Genomic DNA, 16,911 nt, shown 5'->3' with positions numbered 1-16,911 from the left:
TAATAATTCAATTTCAATTTGTACCAGTGTCCAAGCTCCTCTTCTTCCCTCTATTGATAATAATGGAATTATAGGAAGTTGGAATCCCTCACAAATTGACGATACCGATGGTGGGATTTACACCTTTACACCGGATGCCGGTCAATGTGCAAATAATTTTATATTAACTGTTGATATTATAAATTTTGTAACGCCTGTTTTCGATTTTGGAAACTCACTTACCATTTGCGTGGGCGATATCGTTCCTGTTTTGCCGGATGTTGATAACAATGGTGTAAATGGTTTTTGGAGTCCGGCTGCAATCGATAATTCAACAAATGGCACTTATACTTTTATTGTGAATAATTCTGAATGTGCTGTAAACTTCACATTAATCGTTACGGTTAATCCTGCCCTAACACCCGTATTTCCTTTCGGTGACACATTGTCTTTTTGTTCAGGTGAAAATGTGCCTAGTCTACCTAATTTAGACAACAATGGCATTAATGGTGTTTGGACTCCATCATCAATTGATAATACACAAACAGCTAATTATACTTTTGAACCCACAGATACTTGTGCTGAAAGTTTTGTTTTAAATGTAATTATTAATGAGCCGATTACACCTGTTTTTTCGCTTCCTTCATCAATTTGCTTGAATAGCAATACCGAAAATTTACCTACTGTTTCTGAAAACGGAATTAGTGGTAGTTGGTTTCCGTCAACAATTAATTCCTCTAACGATACTCTTTATACCTTTACACCAACAAGTACGACGTGTGCAACTGCTTTTTCAACTACAATTACTGTTTTACCTAGTTTTTCAATAGAAATTTTCGACAATTGTGAAAACAACCAATTCACTCTTGGTGTAGAAATTAATGACGACTCTAATGTGATATTAACGAATTATACTTGGACAAATGAAAATGGTACGATTGTCGGAACAAACTCCTCTACTTTCAACGTAACCGAATATGTTCGCAGCACACCTGAAACGGAAACTTTCCCATTGATCTTCACAGTAAGAGCCACCTCGGTTGATGGCTGTTTTACAGAAGAAAGTATCAGTGTCCCAACGATATTTTGTGGCATTCAAAAGGGAATTTCGCCCAACGGTGATAATTTAAATGACTTTTTTGATTTAGCTTTATTAGATGTAGAAAAGCTTTCTATCTTTAATCGTTATGGAAAAAAAGTATATGCCTTGAACAACTATACCAACCAGTGGTATGGCCAAACCGATGATGGAAAAGAGCTGCCCTCAGCTACTTATTATTATTTAATTGAATTCAGGAGTGGCGAATCTAAAACCGGCTGGATTTACATCATGCGAGAAGAAAGCAGATAAAAAAATTTACATAACAATTTTAAAGCCAATCAATAATTTTGATTGGCTTTGTCTTAAAAATAAGTTAATCTAAAAACCCTTCCTTTAAAAAAATATTAATTTGGCGGCTTTAAATATGTTTCCAATGAAAAATAAATTTTTAGTACTCATGCTAATAGGAATTATCACTACTCAAATTGAAGCACAAGAACTTAAAAAATCCTTTTCTACAAATCCCTTTTTTAACTCGTATAATACGCCTTATAATGTTCCTCCGTTTCATTTAATTAAAAATGAACACTTTACACCCGCTATTAAAGAAGGAATAAAAAAACAAGATGCTGAAATAAAAGCAATTGTCAATAACAAAAGTGTTCCAACATTTGAAAACACTATTTTGGCACTAGAAAATTCAGGTAAATTATTGTCTGATGTCACAACGGTTTTTTACAACTTAAATTCGGCCAATACCAATGAAGAAATTCAAAAAATAGCAACCGATGTTGCTCCTTTATTATCAGCTCACCGTGACAATATCAATCTAAATGATAAATTATTTTCAAGAGTAAAAACTGTTTGGGAAGAAAAAGACAAACTAAAATTAAATCCTGAACAACATAAACTTTTAGAAAAAACTTACAAAGGTTTTGAACGAAGTGGTGCCAATTTAAATGAAAAAGACAAACAGCGTCTTCGCGAATTAAACAGTGAAATGGCTGTTTTGACTTTAAAATTCGGTCAAAATATTCTAGCTGAAACAAATAATTATGAATTAGTTATCAATGACAAAGAAGATTTGGATGGTCTTTCCGATGATTTAATTACAGCAGCAGCCGAAACCGGAAAGTCCAAAGGGAAACCCGGCAAATGGGTATTTACGTTATCTAATTCCAGTATAATGCCCTTTCTTCAATATGCCTCCAATCGAAGATTGAGAGAACAAATCTGGACAGCTTATAAAAACCGCTGTAATAATGGTAATGAATTTGATAATAACACAATTGCCGTTCGATTAGCTTCCATGCGGGCTGAAAAAGCAAAATTACTAGGATATAAAACACATGCTCACTATGTTTTAGAAGAAAGTATGGCCAAAACTCCTGAAAAAGTAATGGAATTTTTACATCAACTTTGGGAACCTGCTTTAGCTAAAGCCAAAGTAGAGGAAGCAGAAATTAAGCAAATGATGTTGGCAGAAGGTATATCAGGAGTTGTTCAACCCTATGATTGGCGATACTATAGTGAAAAAATAAGAAAACAAAAGTTTGATTTAGACGAACAGGAATTAAGACCTTACTTTAGTTTGGAGACTGTTACTGCCGGTGTATTTATGGTCTGCGAAAAATTGTATGGATTACAATTCAAAGAATTAAAAAATGTTCCAACTTATCATAATGAAGCGACCGTTTGGGAAGTAACTGAAAAAAACGGAAGACATGTTGGAATCTTATACATGGATTTTTATCCGAGAAATTCAAAACGTGGTGGAGCTTGGATGACTTCCTATCGCCCACAAACAACAGAAAAAGGGAAACGTATTCCTCCTGTAATTTCTATAGTTTGTAACTTTTCTAAACCAACTGAAAACACGCCAGCCTTATTTACATTTGATGAAGTGACAACCTATTTTCATGAATTTGGTCACGCCCTACATGGCTTGTTATCTGATGTTACCTATAAAAGTCTTGCCGGAACAAGTGTTTCAAGAGATTTCGTAGAATTACCATCTCAAGTAATGGAAAATTGGGCAGCAGACCCGGAAGTCCTTAAAATGTATGCTAAACATTATAAAACAGGACAAGTAATACCGGACACATTAATAAAAAAGTTAGAAAATGCAGGTACTTACGGACAAGGTTTTGCTACGGTAGAATATTTGGCTTCTGCCTTTTTAGATATGGATTTTCATACTTCAGAAGGAATAATTTCCGGCTCCGCTAATGATTTTGAATTAAACGCAATGAAAAAAATTGGTTTGATTAAAGCTATCATTCCAAGACATAGAGCAAACTATTTCAGTCATGTTTTTGCCGGAGGCTATTCTGCCGGATACTACAGCTATATATGGTCAGGAGTTTTAGATACGGATGCTTTTGATCAGTTTAAAAAGTCATCTTTATTTAATACTGAAAAAGCAAACTCGTTCCGAAAAAACATTTTAGAAAGAGGTGGCACAGAAGAACCTATGGACTTGTATAAAAAATTTAGAGGAAGCGAACCCAGCATTCAACCTTTACTGATAAAACGCGGTTTAGACAAGCAAACAAAATAATAAATAAGGTTAAATTAATTCAAAAAAATCCCGAAAGTTTAAATTTTTCGGGATTTTTTATTTTTTTAACCATGATAAACTCTAGACAGTACTATTTTCCCATCACGAATTTCAAGCACCTCAGCCACGAGCATATTTTCTTCGTCTTTTACGGAACGTACATATTCCATAAATACCCTATCAGAATTTGCGGTTAAAGAAGTTACTTTGTAATGTAGTGTTGGTAATCGATCAAATGCTTCTTTCCACCATGCACGCATAGCTTCTTTACCAATGACTAAACCGTTTGTTTCCGGTTTTCTTATTTTTAGTTTTGGACTAAAATGTTGAGCCTGGTCGTCATAAAGTGACAACAATTGCTCCAAATTATGTTGATTGAAAGCCTCAAACCATTTGTAAGCAATAGTTAAATTAACGTCAGTACTCATTAAAATATTTTTAAATTAATGATTTCTTGTTCAGTTAAAAATCGCCAATTCCCTCGTGGTAAATTCTTTTTGGTCAATCCAGCAAAAGCTACTCGATCCACTTTTAATACATTGTACCCAAATTTTTCAAAAATAGAGCGAACTACTTTAACGTTAGCTGTTCTCAATTTAATCCCAACTTCTGTTTTTGGCTGCTCATCAATATAGCTTATTTCATCTACAAAAAGTCGATGTTCATCAAAAGAAACTCCGCCTTGAATCTTTTCTAAATCTTCAAACTTTAAGTTTTTATCTAACGAAACTTGGTAAATTTTGGTTGATTTTTGATTCGGCAAACTGAATTTTCGAATCATATCGGTATCATTCGTAAAAAGCAACAAACCGGTAGTGTTTTTATCCATTCTGCCTACAGGTTGTAGTTTTGCAGGCGTTGCATTTTTAATCAACTCATACACATTTCGCATATCGCGTTCATCATCAACAGAGGTGGTGAAATTCTTTGGTTTATTCAACAACAGATATTCTTTTTTCTCAGGAGTAATATTCGCTCCGTCAAAATTGACTAAATCGCCGGGTTTCACTTTGTAACCCATTTCGGTAATCACTTCACCATTCACTTTTACATTTCCGGATTGGATATAAATATCTGCATCACGACGCGAACAAGCACCTGAGTTGGCAATGTATTTATTCAAACGAATATCATCCGATTTAACTTTAGGTTTGGCAGGAGCCGCATCTGGATTAGGAGTAGCTTTTTTTGGTTTTTGCGAACGCTTCGCCATAGCCGGTTTTGGTTTGTTATAACCACTTGGCTTTCCACTTGTATTTTTGTTGGAAGTTGATTTTCTGCTACTTCCGTCTCTTTTATTCATTGTTAAATTTTTTGCAAAGATACGGAATTGAAATTGTATCCGAGACAGTAATTCTTCTTTACATAGTCAACACTTCTCTTCCGTGAGTAAGAACTGAAGGTTTAATTAATATAATGCTGAAAACACCTGCTACGATAATAAACTTGATAATATTGTGCAACAATAAATAATTTTCTTTTGACTCAGATTTCCACATCTTTATTAAAAAGAAGATTAATATCATAAAACTGAAATAAAAATAGATATCCATGTAACCCACATCATACATTTCGATGAGAATATAAACCGGAATCACTGTACAAAAAACTAGGAAAGTAATTATTTTTTTTGAAAATTTTTCGCCGAGTATCACAGGAATTGTTCTATAATTTTGAACGATATCACCTGTAAGATTTTCTAAATCTTTAATCATTTCCCGAATCAAAATCAATAGAAACAAAAACGACGCATGTGCGAAAATGACGTAATACTTTTCGTTATTTAGGTTTAAAAGAATAGCATCTATTTTTTGGTAATATAAAAGGATGGCAAAGAATGGTAACACAGCTAAAAGAGAAGCCGTAACATTACCAATTATTGGATATTTCTTAATCTTGTGAGAATAGAACCAAATCAGAAAAATATATGCCGAAAAAAACAAAACAGCACGCCAAGAAACCAAAAAGGCAATCAGAAACACAAAAAAATTAAGCCCAAAATACACTTGTAATTTTGTTTTTTGAGAGACCAAACGGTCTAACATAGTTTTATTTGGCTTATTGATTAAATCTTTCTGGCTATCGTAAAAACTGTTTATTATATAACCCGAAGCAATACAAAGAGAAGAAGCCAACACTATAATAAACATATTGAAATCTAAAACAACATCCAATGCTCTTTTTTCCGCTAAGATAAAAATAGCCGAAAGGTATTGAGCCAAAATAATGATGGGAATATTATAACCTCTCACTACAGAAAACAAACTGATAATTTTCATTACAATCAATTTGTTTTTTCTGGATAAAGCCATAAAAAGGTATTTAAATCAATATTAAAATTGATACACTACTTCTAATTTATAGTCTTTCAGTGAAACTTTAGCCTTTTCTAAATCTTGTGTAAATCCTAGAATATAACCACCTCCACCGGAACCACATAGTTTTAAATAATAATCATTTGTATCAATTCCTTTTTGCCAAACTTGATGAAATTGTTCCGGAATCATCGGTTTGAAATTATTCAAAACGACTTTAGATAATTTTTTTGTATTTGAAAACAGTGACTTTACGTCTCCTTGAAGGAAATTTTCCACACAAGCGTCGGTGTATTTAACAAATTGATTTTTCAACATTGTTCGGAAACCGCTGTCTTTTAAATTTTCCATAAAAATGTTCACCATTGGAGCTGTTTCACCAATTATTCCTGAATCTAATAAAAACACTGCTCCTTTTCCGTTTGTTGCTTGAGATGGAATACCGGTTGGCTCAATGTTGTCTTTGGAATTGATTAAAATAGGTAAACTCAAATAACTGTTCAACGGATCTAAACCGGAACTTTTACCATGGAAAAAAGATTCCATTTGAGCGAAAATATTTTTTAACTGCAATAATTTTTCACGCGTTAAATTCTCTAAAACCGTGATGGTATTGTTCGCGTATTTATCATAAATAGCAGCTACTAAAGCTCCGCTACTACCAACGCCATATCCTTGGGGTATAGAAGAATCAAAGTACATTCCTCTTTCAATATCTTGATTTAAAACTTCCAGATTGAACGTTACTAACTCCGGTTGTTCGGTTTGCAATTGAGCTAGATAAACCGCAAATCGCTTTAAACTTTCGTTGGATTTTATAGCTTCCGGTGACGGATTTTCACTCACTTTCAAAGCTCCGTTATAAAAATTATACGGTATCGAAAGCCCTTTTGAATCTTTGATGATTCCGTATTCTCCAAAAAGAAGAATTTTTGAGTAAAAAAGTGGTCCTTTCATAGTAGCTCTTTTGTTATAGTGTAAAGATAATTAAATATTATTAATTTGAACTGCACCATTTCCAATTTCGTCACAAATATATTGTTCATTTTGACAATGCACAACTAATTCATTATTAATAAATTGCAAAACTTTTTCGCTAACGTTTTCGGGATAAAGTACATGTACATTTGCACCGGCATCCAATGTAAAACAAACCGGAATAGAAGTTGTTTCCCTAAATTTCCAAATTTTATTGATTATTTCCAGCGTATTAGGTTTCATTAGAATAAAATAAGGCATCGATGTCATCATCATCGCGTGTAAGGTTAATGCTTCACTTTCAACCAATTTGACAAATTCATTCACATCTCCACTGGCTAAAATGGCTTTCATTTGTGATAAATTCTGATGTGCCTGTTCAAATCGTTTTTCGGCAAACGGATGACCATTCATCAAATCGTGTCCAAGTGTACTGGAAACTTGCTTTTCACCTTTATCTACTAATAAAATCGTGTCTCGATAATTTTTAAAATTAGGATGAAGTTCTGAAAATTCAACTCCAAATAAATCAGAGCTGTTTACAGTTTTCTGATGATTTCCCCAAATAACAACTTCGCCTTTTACACTTCTGCAAGCACTACCGGAACCTAAACGAGCTAAAAACGAAGCCTTTTGGTAAAAATATTCGTCCGTCATTTCGGGATTTAATTTTTTTTCTAAACTCGTGAAATTCACTGCCAATGCAGCCATTCCGGAAGCTGAAGAGGCAATTCCTGAACTGTGTGGAAAAGTATTTTGTGTATCAATTATAAAATGATATTCTTTTAAAAAAGGTAAATACACTTCCACTCGTTCCAAAAATTTTTGAATTTTCGGCCGGAATGATTCTTTTGGTTTTCCTTCAAACAATAAATCAAATGAAAAATTTTCTGTTCTTTCAATCTTTGAAAAAGTAAGTTTCGTTATTGTTTTACAATTTTTCAACGTAAAACTAATGGACGGATTGGCCGGAATTTGATTTTCTTTTTTTCCCCAATATTTCACCAAGGCAATGTTACTTGGGGCAGACCATTGAAAACTTCCTTTTTCGATAGTTTGTGAATAGCCTTTCGGAATAAAATCTGAAGAAATGAGCATATCATTCATTTTTGGCAAAGATACATTTTTTGACTGATTCACTCTTTTTTTGAAAAGTAGATTTATTACATTTGAATAAAAATTACCATGTCAAAGTCTTTTAAAATTGCGATTGCTGTCATCGTTTGTTTAGCAGTTGGTTATGGTGCCGGAATGGCCACACAATCTTCCATTGAAACGTGGTATCCAACACTAGTCAAACCTGTCTTTAATCCACCGAATTGGTTATTTGCTCCGGTTTGGACACTTTTATATGTGATGATGGGCGTGAGTGCCGGTTTGGTTTGGAGTAAAATGGAAACTGTACCGGTTTTAGTAAAAAAGGCACTTTGGGTTTTTTCCATTCAATTGATTTTAAATGCGTTGTGGAGTTTTTTATTTTTTGGCATGTGCAATCCGTTTTTGGCATTTATTGAAATTTTGTTGCTTTGGTTGATGATTTTGGAAACCATCAAGCTTTTTAAACCGATTGACGCCTTAGCCAGTAAATTATTGATACCGTATTTACTTTGGGTAAGTTTTGCAACGCTTTTAAATGGAAGTATTTGGTGGTTGAATAGTTAAAACCTCACCCCCAGCCCCTCTCCTTTGTAGAGGGGAGCCGAACCTACTAAAATTCTAAATTTAAAAAAATTTCCTCTCAAACTCCCAAAACACTATCTATTTCTTTTACTTCACCCGATTGTAAATCGCTTAAGTGAAAATTTCCAATTCGCACACGAACTAAACGTAGCGTGGGAAATCCTACCGCAGATGTCATCTTTCGAACTTGACGAAATTTACCTTCGGTTAAAGTAATCGAAACCCAAGAGGTGGGTCCGTGTCGTTCATCACGAATTTTTTGAGAACGAAGAGGAAAATTTGGATCATCAATCAATTTGGCTTGGCATTTTTTGGTTTTGTATTTGGTGCCTTTAAAGCCAATTAGAACACCATTTTGCAGTTGCTCAACGGCCTCTTGTGTGATGATTCCGTCCACTTGAGCATAATATTCTTTTTCAACATTTTTGCTCCGCACAACTTCACTCATCTTGCCGTCAGTAGTTAAAATGAGTAAGCCTTCCGAATCTTCATCCAAACGACCAATCGCCATGGTTCCCGGAGGAAAATCATGTAATTCTCCCAACAACTTTTTGGTTCGTTTGAGTTCATAAACAAACTGACTAAGGTAGCCGTAGGGTTTGTGGAGTAAAAAGTGGCGGTGGTTTATCATATTGTTGTAAAAATTCCCAATGAGATTCCTCCTATCGTCGGAATGACAAAAAAGGCTAAACTAAACTTCCAAAAAGCAAAAAAGCCATTCACCAAAAGGTGAAAAGCTTTTCATTGGTCTAACTACTAAACCAGGACTCCCTTTCGGTCGTCCTAAACAACACAACTATTTTAAATGCCTCACTGAACTTTTATTTTTATATGTGTTCGGCGAATGCATAGCATTTGCTTTTTTGGGCAAAAAAGCACTTTGATGACAAAGTGCTTTTATAAATTTTCCCAATTTTAGCGGTCTGGACGGGACTCGAACCCGCGACCCCATGCGTGACAGGCATGTATTCTAACCAACTGAACTACCAAACCTTCGCTTTATTGCGGTTGCAAATATACAACGTATTTCTATATCTGCAAGTGTTTTCATTACTTTTTTTGGACATTACTCAAAGTAGTTATCCAAACATTTGTTTTTCAACCAAATATGTCGTGAGAATTTTTTCAAAATTGGCTCCCACATTGACCGGAACATATTTTATTTTATTTTGGGCACACGTCATTGCGACTTTGATAAAATAAGCATCTACATTTTTTTTGTACGCTTCTTTGATGTTTTCAGCAAACAAATTGACAGTCTCACCAGATTCCACATCAACAAATTTGCGTGGTGCATTATCAAAATCGAAATTTAGTTCTCTTTTTTCATCAATCACATGAAACAAAACCACTTTGTGTTTGTTGTGTTTTAAATGTTGTAAAGCATTGAATAATTTTTCTTCTTCTCCATTTTGAAACATGTCGGTAAACAAAATAATCATCGAACGACGATGCATTTTTTCGGCAATTAGATGTAAAAAAGTGACTGTTTCGGTCTGTTTTGATATTTTTGGGTTTTCCAACAAATCTTCCAATTTGTTTAAAATCATCCGATGATGGCGATCACTTCCTTTTTCAGGAGCATAATATTCATAGGTGTCCGAAAAAACACTTAAACCCACAGCATCTCGTTGCTTTTTAAGTAAATTCATCAAAACTGCCGAAGCTAAAACAGAAAAACCAATCTTACTTTCATAAAACGTTTGTCCCGATTCCAATTGAGGAAAATGCATGGAAGAAGAATTATCTATAATCAAATGACAACGCAAATTAGTCTCTTCTTCATATCTTTTGGTATATAAACGGTCGGTTTTTGCAAAAAGTTTCCAGTCGATATTTTTGGTGCTTTCGCCTGAATTGTAGATTTTATGTTCGGCAAATTCGGCAGAAAACCCGTGAAATGGCGATTTGTGCATTCCGGAAATAAAGCCTTCCACCACTTGATTGGCTAACAATTCGAGATGTTTGAAACCTGAGATTAATTCTTTTTGTTGTTCTATCTTCATAATTACATCGTGTGATGAGATTGGGTTGAGTCAAAGATATTGAAAAAGTTTTGATGGTTTTATTGGTTTACTCTTTTTCGGGATTTGGTTGGTTTATTATTGCTGCAATTTCTTTGAGTTGTTTTAAAGGAATGGTTCTTAATGTTTCCTGCCATTGGTTGTCTTCTGGCTTTTGAAGCAAGTTATTTAAAGGATGATTTTGAGGTAAAACAGAATTTTTAGAGTTTCTGTAAACAAACAAATCGTTTGGTTCGCAATGAAGGTTTTTGCATAATAGCTCGACATGGTCTATGCGCATTACTCTTACTTCGTTATTAAGCAATCTGGTGGCAGTGTGAGGAGCGATTCCTATTTTGACAAGAAATGAATAGGGTTTATCAATTTGTCTTGCGGCAAAAATGGTTTTTAAGTTGTAAGCTAACATATTGTATTTGTTAAATTATAAAACATTTATTCTAAAATATAAAAGTATGATTCTATTTTATAAAATGATTATTCTATAATATAAAATTAACATTCTAAAATTTAAAATATTTATTGCTAAATATAAAAGTAAATTTCTATAATATAAAAGTAAAATGGTAATATATAAAATACAACTGGCAGAATATAAAATACAATTGGCAGAACATAAAATTAAATAGGGATATTTATAAATACAAAGAGGATATTTAGTGATATCTCTTTATTATTTACAAGTACTTTTTTAGTTATTTAGTTTTGTTACGAGAGAATTGAATTTTTCTTCGAGAGTTTTTAGTTTGTCTTCGAGAGATTGTATTTTGTCTTTCTGGTCTTCGATGGTGGTGTTTAATTCTTTAATAGCGTTAGTATATGCAATAAGAATTGGATGTAAATCGAAGTTGTAGTAACCATCTGCATCGAGACCAACTGCTTCTGGAAAAATTTCTTTTACTTCTTGTGCAAGGAAACCATAGGCTTCTTTTTGAAGGACTTTTGGTTCGAAGGTTCTTTTTTCGGTATTGATATAGTTGTAACGAATGGGTTTTAGTTTGAGAATATCGTTTAATCCTTTTTGATAGGCTCCGTTAACTGTTTTTAATCGGGCATCGGATGGTATTGTCCAAGTATTTGAAGTTGGTTTTCTTCCTTCATTTAGTGATAGTTCGAATTGACCTCCTGGAGCTGTAGTTCCTATACCTACATTGCCAAATGAAGTTATTCGCATGCGTTCTACATTTACCGTTCTAAAAGCCAAAGATTGAAGATTTGTAGTGCCAATAAAATTATTAGCTACAGTAGTGTTATTGTTTCCGGTTATGCTCCACGAATTGGCAGAGGCATTTTGCCAAGTGGCAGTTCCATTGGCATCGCTGGTTAATATCTTTCCTGCTGCCTCATTACCATCGACCATTCTGATATTTCCCACTACGTGGAGTTTATCTTGAGGTGCTGATGAACCAATGCCAGTATTGCCATTTTTCAACACTACCATGGCATCGCTGCGCTCTGTGTCATCAACAGAATTACTCATATTGGCATCAATTGCATTACCTATTACAAATAATCTATCGGTTGCATTAGCTGCTCTAAACTGAGTATCCCCATTTAAAGATGGTGTATAATTTGTGGCTCCGATACCGATTACTGTTTCACCACTTGAAGGTGCTGTATTGCTATCTCCAAAGGCTGTTGAAATATATCCTGAAGCTATTGTATTTTTACCAAAAGTTGTTGACCGACTTCCTGAAGCAATTGTTTCATCACCAAAAGCAGTTGATATATATCCTGAAGCTGTTGTTACCCTACCAAATGCAGTTGTTGACACCCCTATGGCCGACGATCCATATCCAAATGCTGTGGAAGAATGAGCGGTAGCTCGACTTGAATACCCAAATGCTGTTGAATAAAAGCCAGATGCTAAAGTAGTATAACCAAAAGCAGTTGAATAGTTTGCAGATGCAGTAATGTCAAAACCTAAAGCAAAAGAATGACTAGCTGAAGCCAATGAACCTAACCCAAAAGCAAATGAACCTTCTCCAGAGGCAGTGGCATGTGATCCGGCAAAAGAGTAAGTTCCCGAAGAAGTAGCTCCACTCCCAAAGGCAAAAGAAAATAATCCTGAAGCAACAGAAGACAAACCACAAGCAAAAGAACTTCCTCCAGAAGCTAGTGTTGAAACTCCAAATGCTGCTGAGCCATGTCCAATATTGGCATCATCCCAACTTGTATTAGTAACTTGTCCTGCCCTAAAAGCATATTTTCTGGGGTACCAAAGCATTCTAATCCCTGCACCACTTGGAGCCAGAGTTCCAGTACCAAACGAACCAGTTGAAAGAATACCATCGGTTCCATCAACTTGGAAAGGTCCTGTATCGGCGGTGATGGTTCTACCGTTTCCAGCTCCTCCAAAATCGTAAGCTTGGTCTAAGGTTCCGCTGGAAATGGTTGAAGGGTTTGTCCAAGTGGCTGTTCCGTTGGCATCGGAAGTTAAAACGCGTCCTGCTGCTTGATTGCCATCGACCATTCTTATATTACCTACTACATGTAATCTGTCTTGTGGCGTTGTGGTTCCAATACCCACATTGACCGATGCTGTAGCTGTGTTGACTCCGTTAATACTTCCGAGCACCATTGAATTATCTTGTTGCACTAAAGCATTAGACCCAATAGCCGTAGCATTGGTTAAATTTAAGTTTGATGGTCCTATAGTTTGTGTATTACTTCCAAGACCTGTATTTTGATTTCCATTATTACTAACGTTAAGTGCAAAACTTCCAATGGCTGTATTTCTACTCCCTGTAGAATTTCCATTTAATGTTGCCACACCTAAACCAATATTATTTTGACCTGTTGAGTTATTACTGGTTGACTGATGTCCTATGGCAACGTTTTGAAACCCCGATGTATTATTGAAAAGAGAACTTGTTCCGATGGCTATATTATTATTACCGTCGAGATTATCATTTAAGGTTCGTCGTCCAACAGCTATATTATCCGTTCCAGTGGTGTTGTTCCTTAAACTTTCAAAACCAACTGCAACATTTCTGCTCCCACTTGTATTATTTTGTAAAGCAGTATTTCCTAATGCCACATTATTTGTACCAGCAGTTGCATTGGTCATTGAATTATTACCAAATGAAGTGTTGGAAATTCCTATAAAACCAGAACTAATTGAATTTCTTTTAAAAACAACATCCTGATTATCATTAGTCCCTATATAATTAATTGTAGCATCGGTGCCCAGATTACCTGTTGTTTTCCATGCATTTTTACTATTATTTGCTATTGGAATCCATGTTGTCGAAGGATTGTCCCAATAATAAAATCCAGATTCATTGGTTCCTATAACAGTAGTTAAATAGACTATCATTCCTTGTTGTGCAGCAGTTGGATTGACAGAAGGAAACGTATCTACTCTTGGAATAATTAATCCATCAGTATTAGCTGGAGTTGCCTGATTAGAGGATTGTATTTCTAATTGCGCATTCGGATTAGTGGTATTAATTCCAACTTGTGCAAAACAACAATTCACCGATATCAAAAAAACTATTTGTAATAATTTCGCTCTCATAATATTCTTTTACTAATCAAAATTGCTATTCTTTTTTTTTAAAAAAAAACCACAATAGACCAACAACATTTTAAATAGACAGACAACATAAATAACTATTTTTTATATATATTTGAATAAACCATTTTGGAATGAAACAATTAAACTGTATAATCGTTGATGATGATGAAATCGATCGATTGACAGTTGTTTCATTTGCCAAAAAATTTGACAATCTAAATATTATTGGTGTTTTTGAATCATCCCTCGAAGCTTTAAGGATAATTGAAAATCTAAGCATAGACATTCTTTTTCTCGATATTGACATGCCCGGTTTAAATGGTATTGAGCTACGAAAAAAAGCTACTAAAATTCCCGCATGTATTTTTATTACTGCACACCCTGAACACGCTGTTGAGAGTTTTGAATTAGATACTCTTGATTTTATAGTTAAACCAATAAAATTAGATCGTTTTTCTCAAACTATGTCCCGCATACAAGAATTTATGGAAATCAAGCATAAAGCAGCACTTTTTGAATCTACTATTGGTGGCGATGTGATATACATCAAAGAAGGACATGAGCAAACAAAAATTAAGTTGCACGACATATTATATCTGGAAGCGTTAAAAGACTACACTTTACTTGTTACCCATTACAAAAGACATTGTGTCCTTTCAAACATTGGGACACTTTTGAAAGAGTCTCATTTCAAATCATTTATTCGTATTCATCGTAGTTTTGCAGTACAGACCCAATTTATTGAAAAAAAAACATCGCATGATGTTACGCTTAGTAATGGAATTGTAATACCTATAGGAAGAAGTTTTAAAGATAAATTAAATTCGTTGGTATGAAAAATTGTTTGACATTCTTAGTGTTTTTTTTATCCATAATAATTGAATGTTATTCTCAAAATCTTGAACTCGATAGTTTAAAGTTGGAATTACAATCCAAAAAAAGCAAAGAAGAAAAATACGAATTGAATACCAAAATTTCAAAAATTCACTTCAAGAATTCTGAACTTGAAGAAGCTGAAAAATATTTATACGAGAACATAAAAATTGCCAATCAATTGGGCTCTCAGGAAAAACTTGGAACTACTTACCAAAGTTTAGTGGTTATTTTTATCAGGAAACCAGACGAAAAAAAACTACTAACGTACAATAAAAAAGCTTTAGAGATTTTTACCAAATTAAAAGACCAAAAAGGCATTGCAAAAAGTTTGCTAAGCTATTCTGTTCATTATCAAAACAAATCTAATTATACACTCCAAGCCAAATATGGTTTTGAATCGCTCGAAATCTCTAAAAAAATTCAAGACACCATACTATGCGAAATTAATAATAGAAATATTGCAATGCTTTATTTGGACCAAAAAGACTATAAAAAAGCTTTGCCTTTTGCTTTTGAATCACTCAAATACGCCAGAAAGTCCGGAAACAGATTATATATTGCTCATTCATTGGCTAGTATAGCAGAGACATACAATCTCATGAATAATAAATCTGAATCGAACAAGTATTTTAAAATGGCTTATGCTGAATATATAACAGAAAATGACGGATTTGGTAAGGCATCTGTATTGACCAATTGGGCAAACCTACAAAGTGGCACAAAAGAAATTGAAATGCGTTTGAAAGCTCAAGAATTTTGGGATTCAATTGATGGGGAAAATATAATGATTATGAACAATTTAGGTGGTTTAGGTAAAGCATACTATTATTTGTATAATGAAGATAAATCAAATAAGCAATTACTTCAAAACGCAGAAAATTACTTGAATCGATCAATTGAAATGAGTAAAAAAACCGGTAATTTAGTTAACTATCTGGATTTTCAACAAACTCTTTCAAACATCAATGCTGAAAATAATAATTTTAAAGATGCTTATTTGAATCTACTTTCATATAAAACGATTCACGATTCGATTTACACACAAGAAAATCGTAATAACATAGCTAAATTAGAAGTTGCAAACACACTTAAATTAAAAAACAAGGAAATTGAATTGCATCAAAAACAAAATATGATTTACATTTTGGGTTTATTATTTTTAAGTAGTATCGGAGGGTTTTTACTTTACCAAAGCTATACTCGCAAAAAAAATAATTTGAAACTCCAATTGTTAAATGAAAAGTTGGATTTAGCCAATAAAACTAAAATGCGGTTTTTCAGTATAATCAATCACGATTTAAGAAGCCCAGTGTCAAACTTAATTCATTTTTTACATTTACAAAAAAATAATCCTGATCTATTAGATGAGGAAAGTAAACAACGATTAGAAAATAAAACTATTGCCGGAGCAGAAAATTTATTGAATTCAATGGAAGATCTACTGCTTTGGAGTAAAGGTCAAATGGAGAATTTTAAACCCCAACCAAAAAACATTTCTGTAAATTCTATTTTTAAAGATACTTTAAATCATTTTTCAGGTGAAGAAAAAATTCAAATTACAGTTGACAACCAAATTGATTTTACCATCAACACCGATGAAAATTATCTCAAAACCATCATTCGAAATTTAACCGGAAATGCTATAAAAGCATTAAAAGAAATTGAAAACCCGACGATAAAATGGAAAGCTTGGCAAGAAAACGGAAAATTCTATTTATCAATTTCTGACAATGGAAAGGGTGCCGATTCAGAACAATTTAAAGCATTGTATGATGATAAAGAAGTGGTTGGAATAAAATCCGGTTTGGGATTACACTTGATTCGAGATTTAGCTAGAGCTATTCATTGCGAAATTACTGTTGATTCAAAATTAGGAGAAGGAACAACATTTACATTAAAGTTATAACTTTTCACTCACAAAAAAAGGTCTGATGAAAATC

At 33.8% G+C, this 16,911-nt stretch carries 14 protein-coding genes and 1 tRNA gene; 5 read left to right on the top strand and 10 right to left on the bottom strand.

Features of this window, described 5'->3' with window-relative positions; translation table 11 throughout:
• The coding region (locus R2782_RS10960) for a gliding motility-associated C-terminal domain-containing protein (protein WP_371268290.1) at nucleotides 1–1,330 on the top strand (1,330 nt) is incomplete at its 5' end.
• 124 nt (nucleotides 1,331–1,454) lie between these two features.
• Complete coding sequence (locus R2782_RS10955; RefSeq protein ID WP_371268289.1) at nucleotides 1,455–3,581, top strand: M3 family metallopeptidase; 2,127 nt, start codon at nucleotides 1,455–1,457, stop codon at nucleotides 3,579–3,581.
• A gap of 65 nt (nucleotides 3,582–3,646) precedes the next feature.
• Here R2782_RS10955 and R2782_RS10950 read toward each other — a convergent pair whose 3' ends face one another.
• The 5 genes from R2782_RS10950 to R2782_RS10930 are packed head-to-tail and all read right to left on the bottom strand — an operon-like array spanning nucleotide 3,647 to nucleotide 7,972.
• Nucleotides 3,647–4,009 carry a nuclear transport factor 2 family protein gene (locus R2782_RS10950; protein ID WP_371268288.1) on the bottom strand — a complete coding sequence of 121 codons (363 nt, stop codon included), beginning with the start codon at nucleotides 4,007–4,009 and terminating at the stop codon, nucleotides 3,647–3,649.
• Complete coding sequence (locus tag R2782_RS10945; RefSeq protein ID WP_371268287.1) at nucleotides 4,009–4,884, bottom strand: pseudouridine synthase; 876 nt, start codon at nucleotides 4,882–4,884, stop codon at nucleotides 4,009–4,011. Before R2782_RS10945 ends, R2782_RS10950 begins: the two co-directional genes overlap by 1 nt.
• Nucleotides 4,885–4,942: 58 nt before the next feature.
• Nucleotides 4,943–5,893: a geranylgeranylglycerol-phosphate geranylgeranyltransferase gene (locus R2782_RS10940; protein WP_371268286.1), complete on the bottom strand. Its 951-nt coding sequence runs from the start codon at nucleotides 5,891–5,893 to the stop codon at nucleotides 4,943–4,945.
• Nucleotides 5,894–5,914: 21 nt separating this feature from the next.
• Nucleotides 5,915–6,853 carry a mevalonate kinase gene (locus R2782_RS10935; protein WP_371268285.1) on the bottom strand — a complete coding sequence of 313 codons (939 nt, stop codon included), beginning with the start codon at nucleotides 6,851–6,853 and terminating at the stop codon, nucleotides 5,915–5,917.
• 30 nt (nucleotides 6,854–6,883) lie between these two features.
• Nucleotides 6,884–7,972 (bottom strand): diphosphomevalonate/mevalonate 3,5-bisphosphate decarboxylase family protein, encoded by a 1,089-nt coding sequence (locus tag R2782_RS10930; RefSeq protein ID WP_371268284.1) that lies wholly within the window; start codon nucleotides 7,970–7,972, stop codon nucleotides 6,884–6,886.
• Between the two features lie 87 nt (nucleotides 7,973–8,059).
• On the opposite strand from R2782_RS10930, the gene R2782_RS10925 reads away from it, so the two are divergent.
• The gene (locus R2782_RS10925; protein WP_371268283.1) at nucleotides 8,060–8,536 is read left to right on the top strand and encodes a TspO/MBR family protein; all 477 of its coding nucleotides are present in this window, start codon (nucleotides 8,060–8,062) and stop codon (nucleotides 8,534–8,536) included.
• A gap of 76 nt (nucleotides 8,537–8,612) precedes the next feature.
• Here R2782_RS10925 and R2782_RS10920 read toward each other — a convergent pair whose 3' ends face one another.
• The 5 genes from R2782_RS10920 to R2782_RS10900 all read right to left on the bottom strand — a co-directional run bounded on the left by R2782_RS10920 (nucleotide 8,613) and on the right by R2782_RS10900 (nucleotide 14,095).
• The gene (locus R2782_RS10920) at nucleotides 8,613–9,185 is read right to left on the bottom strand and encodes a pseudouridine synthase (protein WP_371268282.1); all 573 of its coding nucleotides are present in this window, start codon (nucleotides 9,183–9,185) and stop codon (nucleotides 8,613–8,615) included.
• A gap of 288 nt (nucleotides 9,186–9,473) precedes the next feature.
• Nucleotides 9,474–9,547 (bottom strand) — tRNA-Asp (locus R2782_RS10915).
• Between the two features lie 86 nt (nucleotides 9,548–9,633).
• Entirely contained in the window at nucleotides 9,634–10,560 is a 927-nt protein-coding gene (locus R2782_RS10910) for a DUF58 domain-containing protein (protein WP_371268281.1), read from the bottom strand.
• Nucleotides 10,561–10,627: 67 nt separating this feature from the next.
• Nucleotides 10,628–10,984, bottom strand: coding sequence for a helix-turn-helix transcriptional regulator (locus R2782_RS10905; protein WP_313324943.1), 357 nt, complete (start codon nucleotides 10,982–10,984; stop codon nucleotides 10,628–10,630).
• Nucleotides 10,985–11,266: 282 nt separating this feature from the next.
• Entirely contained in the window at nucleotides 11,267–14,095 is a 2,829-nt protein-coding gene (locus R2782_RS10900; protein ID WP_371268280.1) for a tail fiber domain-containing protein, read from the bottom strand.
• 131 nt (nucleotides 14,096–14,226) lie between these two features.
• Between R2782_RS10900 and R2782_RS10895 the strand changes: the two genes are divergently transcribed.
• Nucleotides 14,227–14,931, top strand: coding sequence for a LytR/AlgR family response regulator transcription factor (locus R2782_RS10895; RefSeq protein ID WP_371268279.1), 705 nt, complete (start codon nucleotides 14,227–14,229; stop codon nucleotides 14,929–14,931).
• On the top strand, nucleotides 14,928–16,877 hold the full coding sequence (locus tag R2782_RS10890) for an ATP-binding protein (protein WP_371268278.1): 1,950 nt from the start codon (nucleotides 14,928–14,930) through the stop codon (nucleotides 16,875–16,877). Before R2782_RS10895 ends, R2782_RS10890 begins: the two co-directional genes overlap by 4 nt.
• The last annotated feature ends 34 nt before the right edge of the window (nucleotides 16,878–16,911 follow it).

Source organism: Flavobacterium sp., from assembly GCF_041392085.1.
In the GTDB taxonomy this organism is placed as follows: Bacteria; Bacteroidota; Bacteroidia; order Flavobacteriales; family Flavobacteriaceae; genus Flavobacterium.
The sequence above is the reverse complement of the archived record's forward strand: the minus strand, read 5'-3'. Positions and strand labels throughout refer to the sequence as shown.

What these genes read in the sequence shown, in the direction of transcription:
- R2782_RS10920 (WP_371268282.1), bottom strand. Translation starts at nt 9,185, where the DNA reads ATGATAAACCACCGCCACTTTTTACTCCACAAACCCTACGGCTACCTT.
- R2782_RS10950 (WP_371268288.1), bottom strand. Translation starts at nt 4,009, where the DNA reads ATGAGTACTGACGTTAATTTAACTATTGCTTACAAATGGTTTGAGGCT.
- R2782_RS10935 (WP_371268285.1), bottom strand. Translation starts at nt 6,853, where the DNA reads ATGAAAGGACCACTTTTTTACTCAAAAATTCTTCTTTTTGGAGAATAC.
- R2782_RS10930 (WP_371268284.1), bottom strand. Translation starts at nt 7,972, where the DNA reads ATGCTCATTTCTTCAGATTTTATTCCGAAAGGCTATTCACAAACTATC.
- R2782_RS10910 (WP_371268281.1), bottom strand. Translation starts at nt 10,560, where the DNA reads ATGAAGATAGAACAACAAAAAGAATTAATCTCAGGTTTCAAACATCTC.
- R2782_RS10940 (WP_371268286.1), bottom strand. Translation starts at nt 5,893, where the DNA reads ATGGCTTTATCCAGAAAAAACAAATTGATTGTAATGAAAATTATCAGT.
- R2782_RS10925 (WP_371268283.1), top strand. Translation starts at nt 8,060, where the DNA reads ATGTCAAAGTCTTTTAAAATTGCGATTGCTGTCATCGTTTGTTTAGCA.
- R2782_RS10895 (WP_371268279.1), top strand. Translation starts at nt 14,227, where the DNA reads ATGAAACAATTAAACTGTATAATCGTTGATGATGATGAAATCGATCGA.
- R2782_RS10945 (WP_371268287.1), bottom strand. Translation starts at nt 4,884, where the DNA reads ATGAATAAAAGAGACGGAAGTAGCAGAAAATCAACTTCCAACAAAAAT.
- R2782_RS10905 (WP_313324943.1), bottom strand. Translation starts at nt 10,984, where the DNA reads ATGTTAGCTTACAACTTAAAAACCATTTTTGCCGCAAGACAAATTGAT.
- R2782_RS10900 (WP_371268280.1), bottom strand. Translation starts at nt 14,095, where the DNA reads ATGAGAGCGAAATTATTACAAATAGTTTTTTTGATATCGGTGAATTGT.
- R2782_RS10890 (WP_371268278.1), top strand. Translation starts at nt 14,928, where the DNA reads ATGAAAAATTGTTTGACATTCTTAGTGTTTTTTTTATCCATAATAATT.
- R2782_RS10955 (WP_371268289.1), top strand. Translation starts at nt 1,455, where the DNA reads ATGAAAAATAAATTTTTAGTACTCATGCTAATAGGAATTATCACTACT.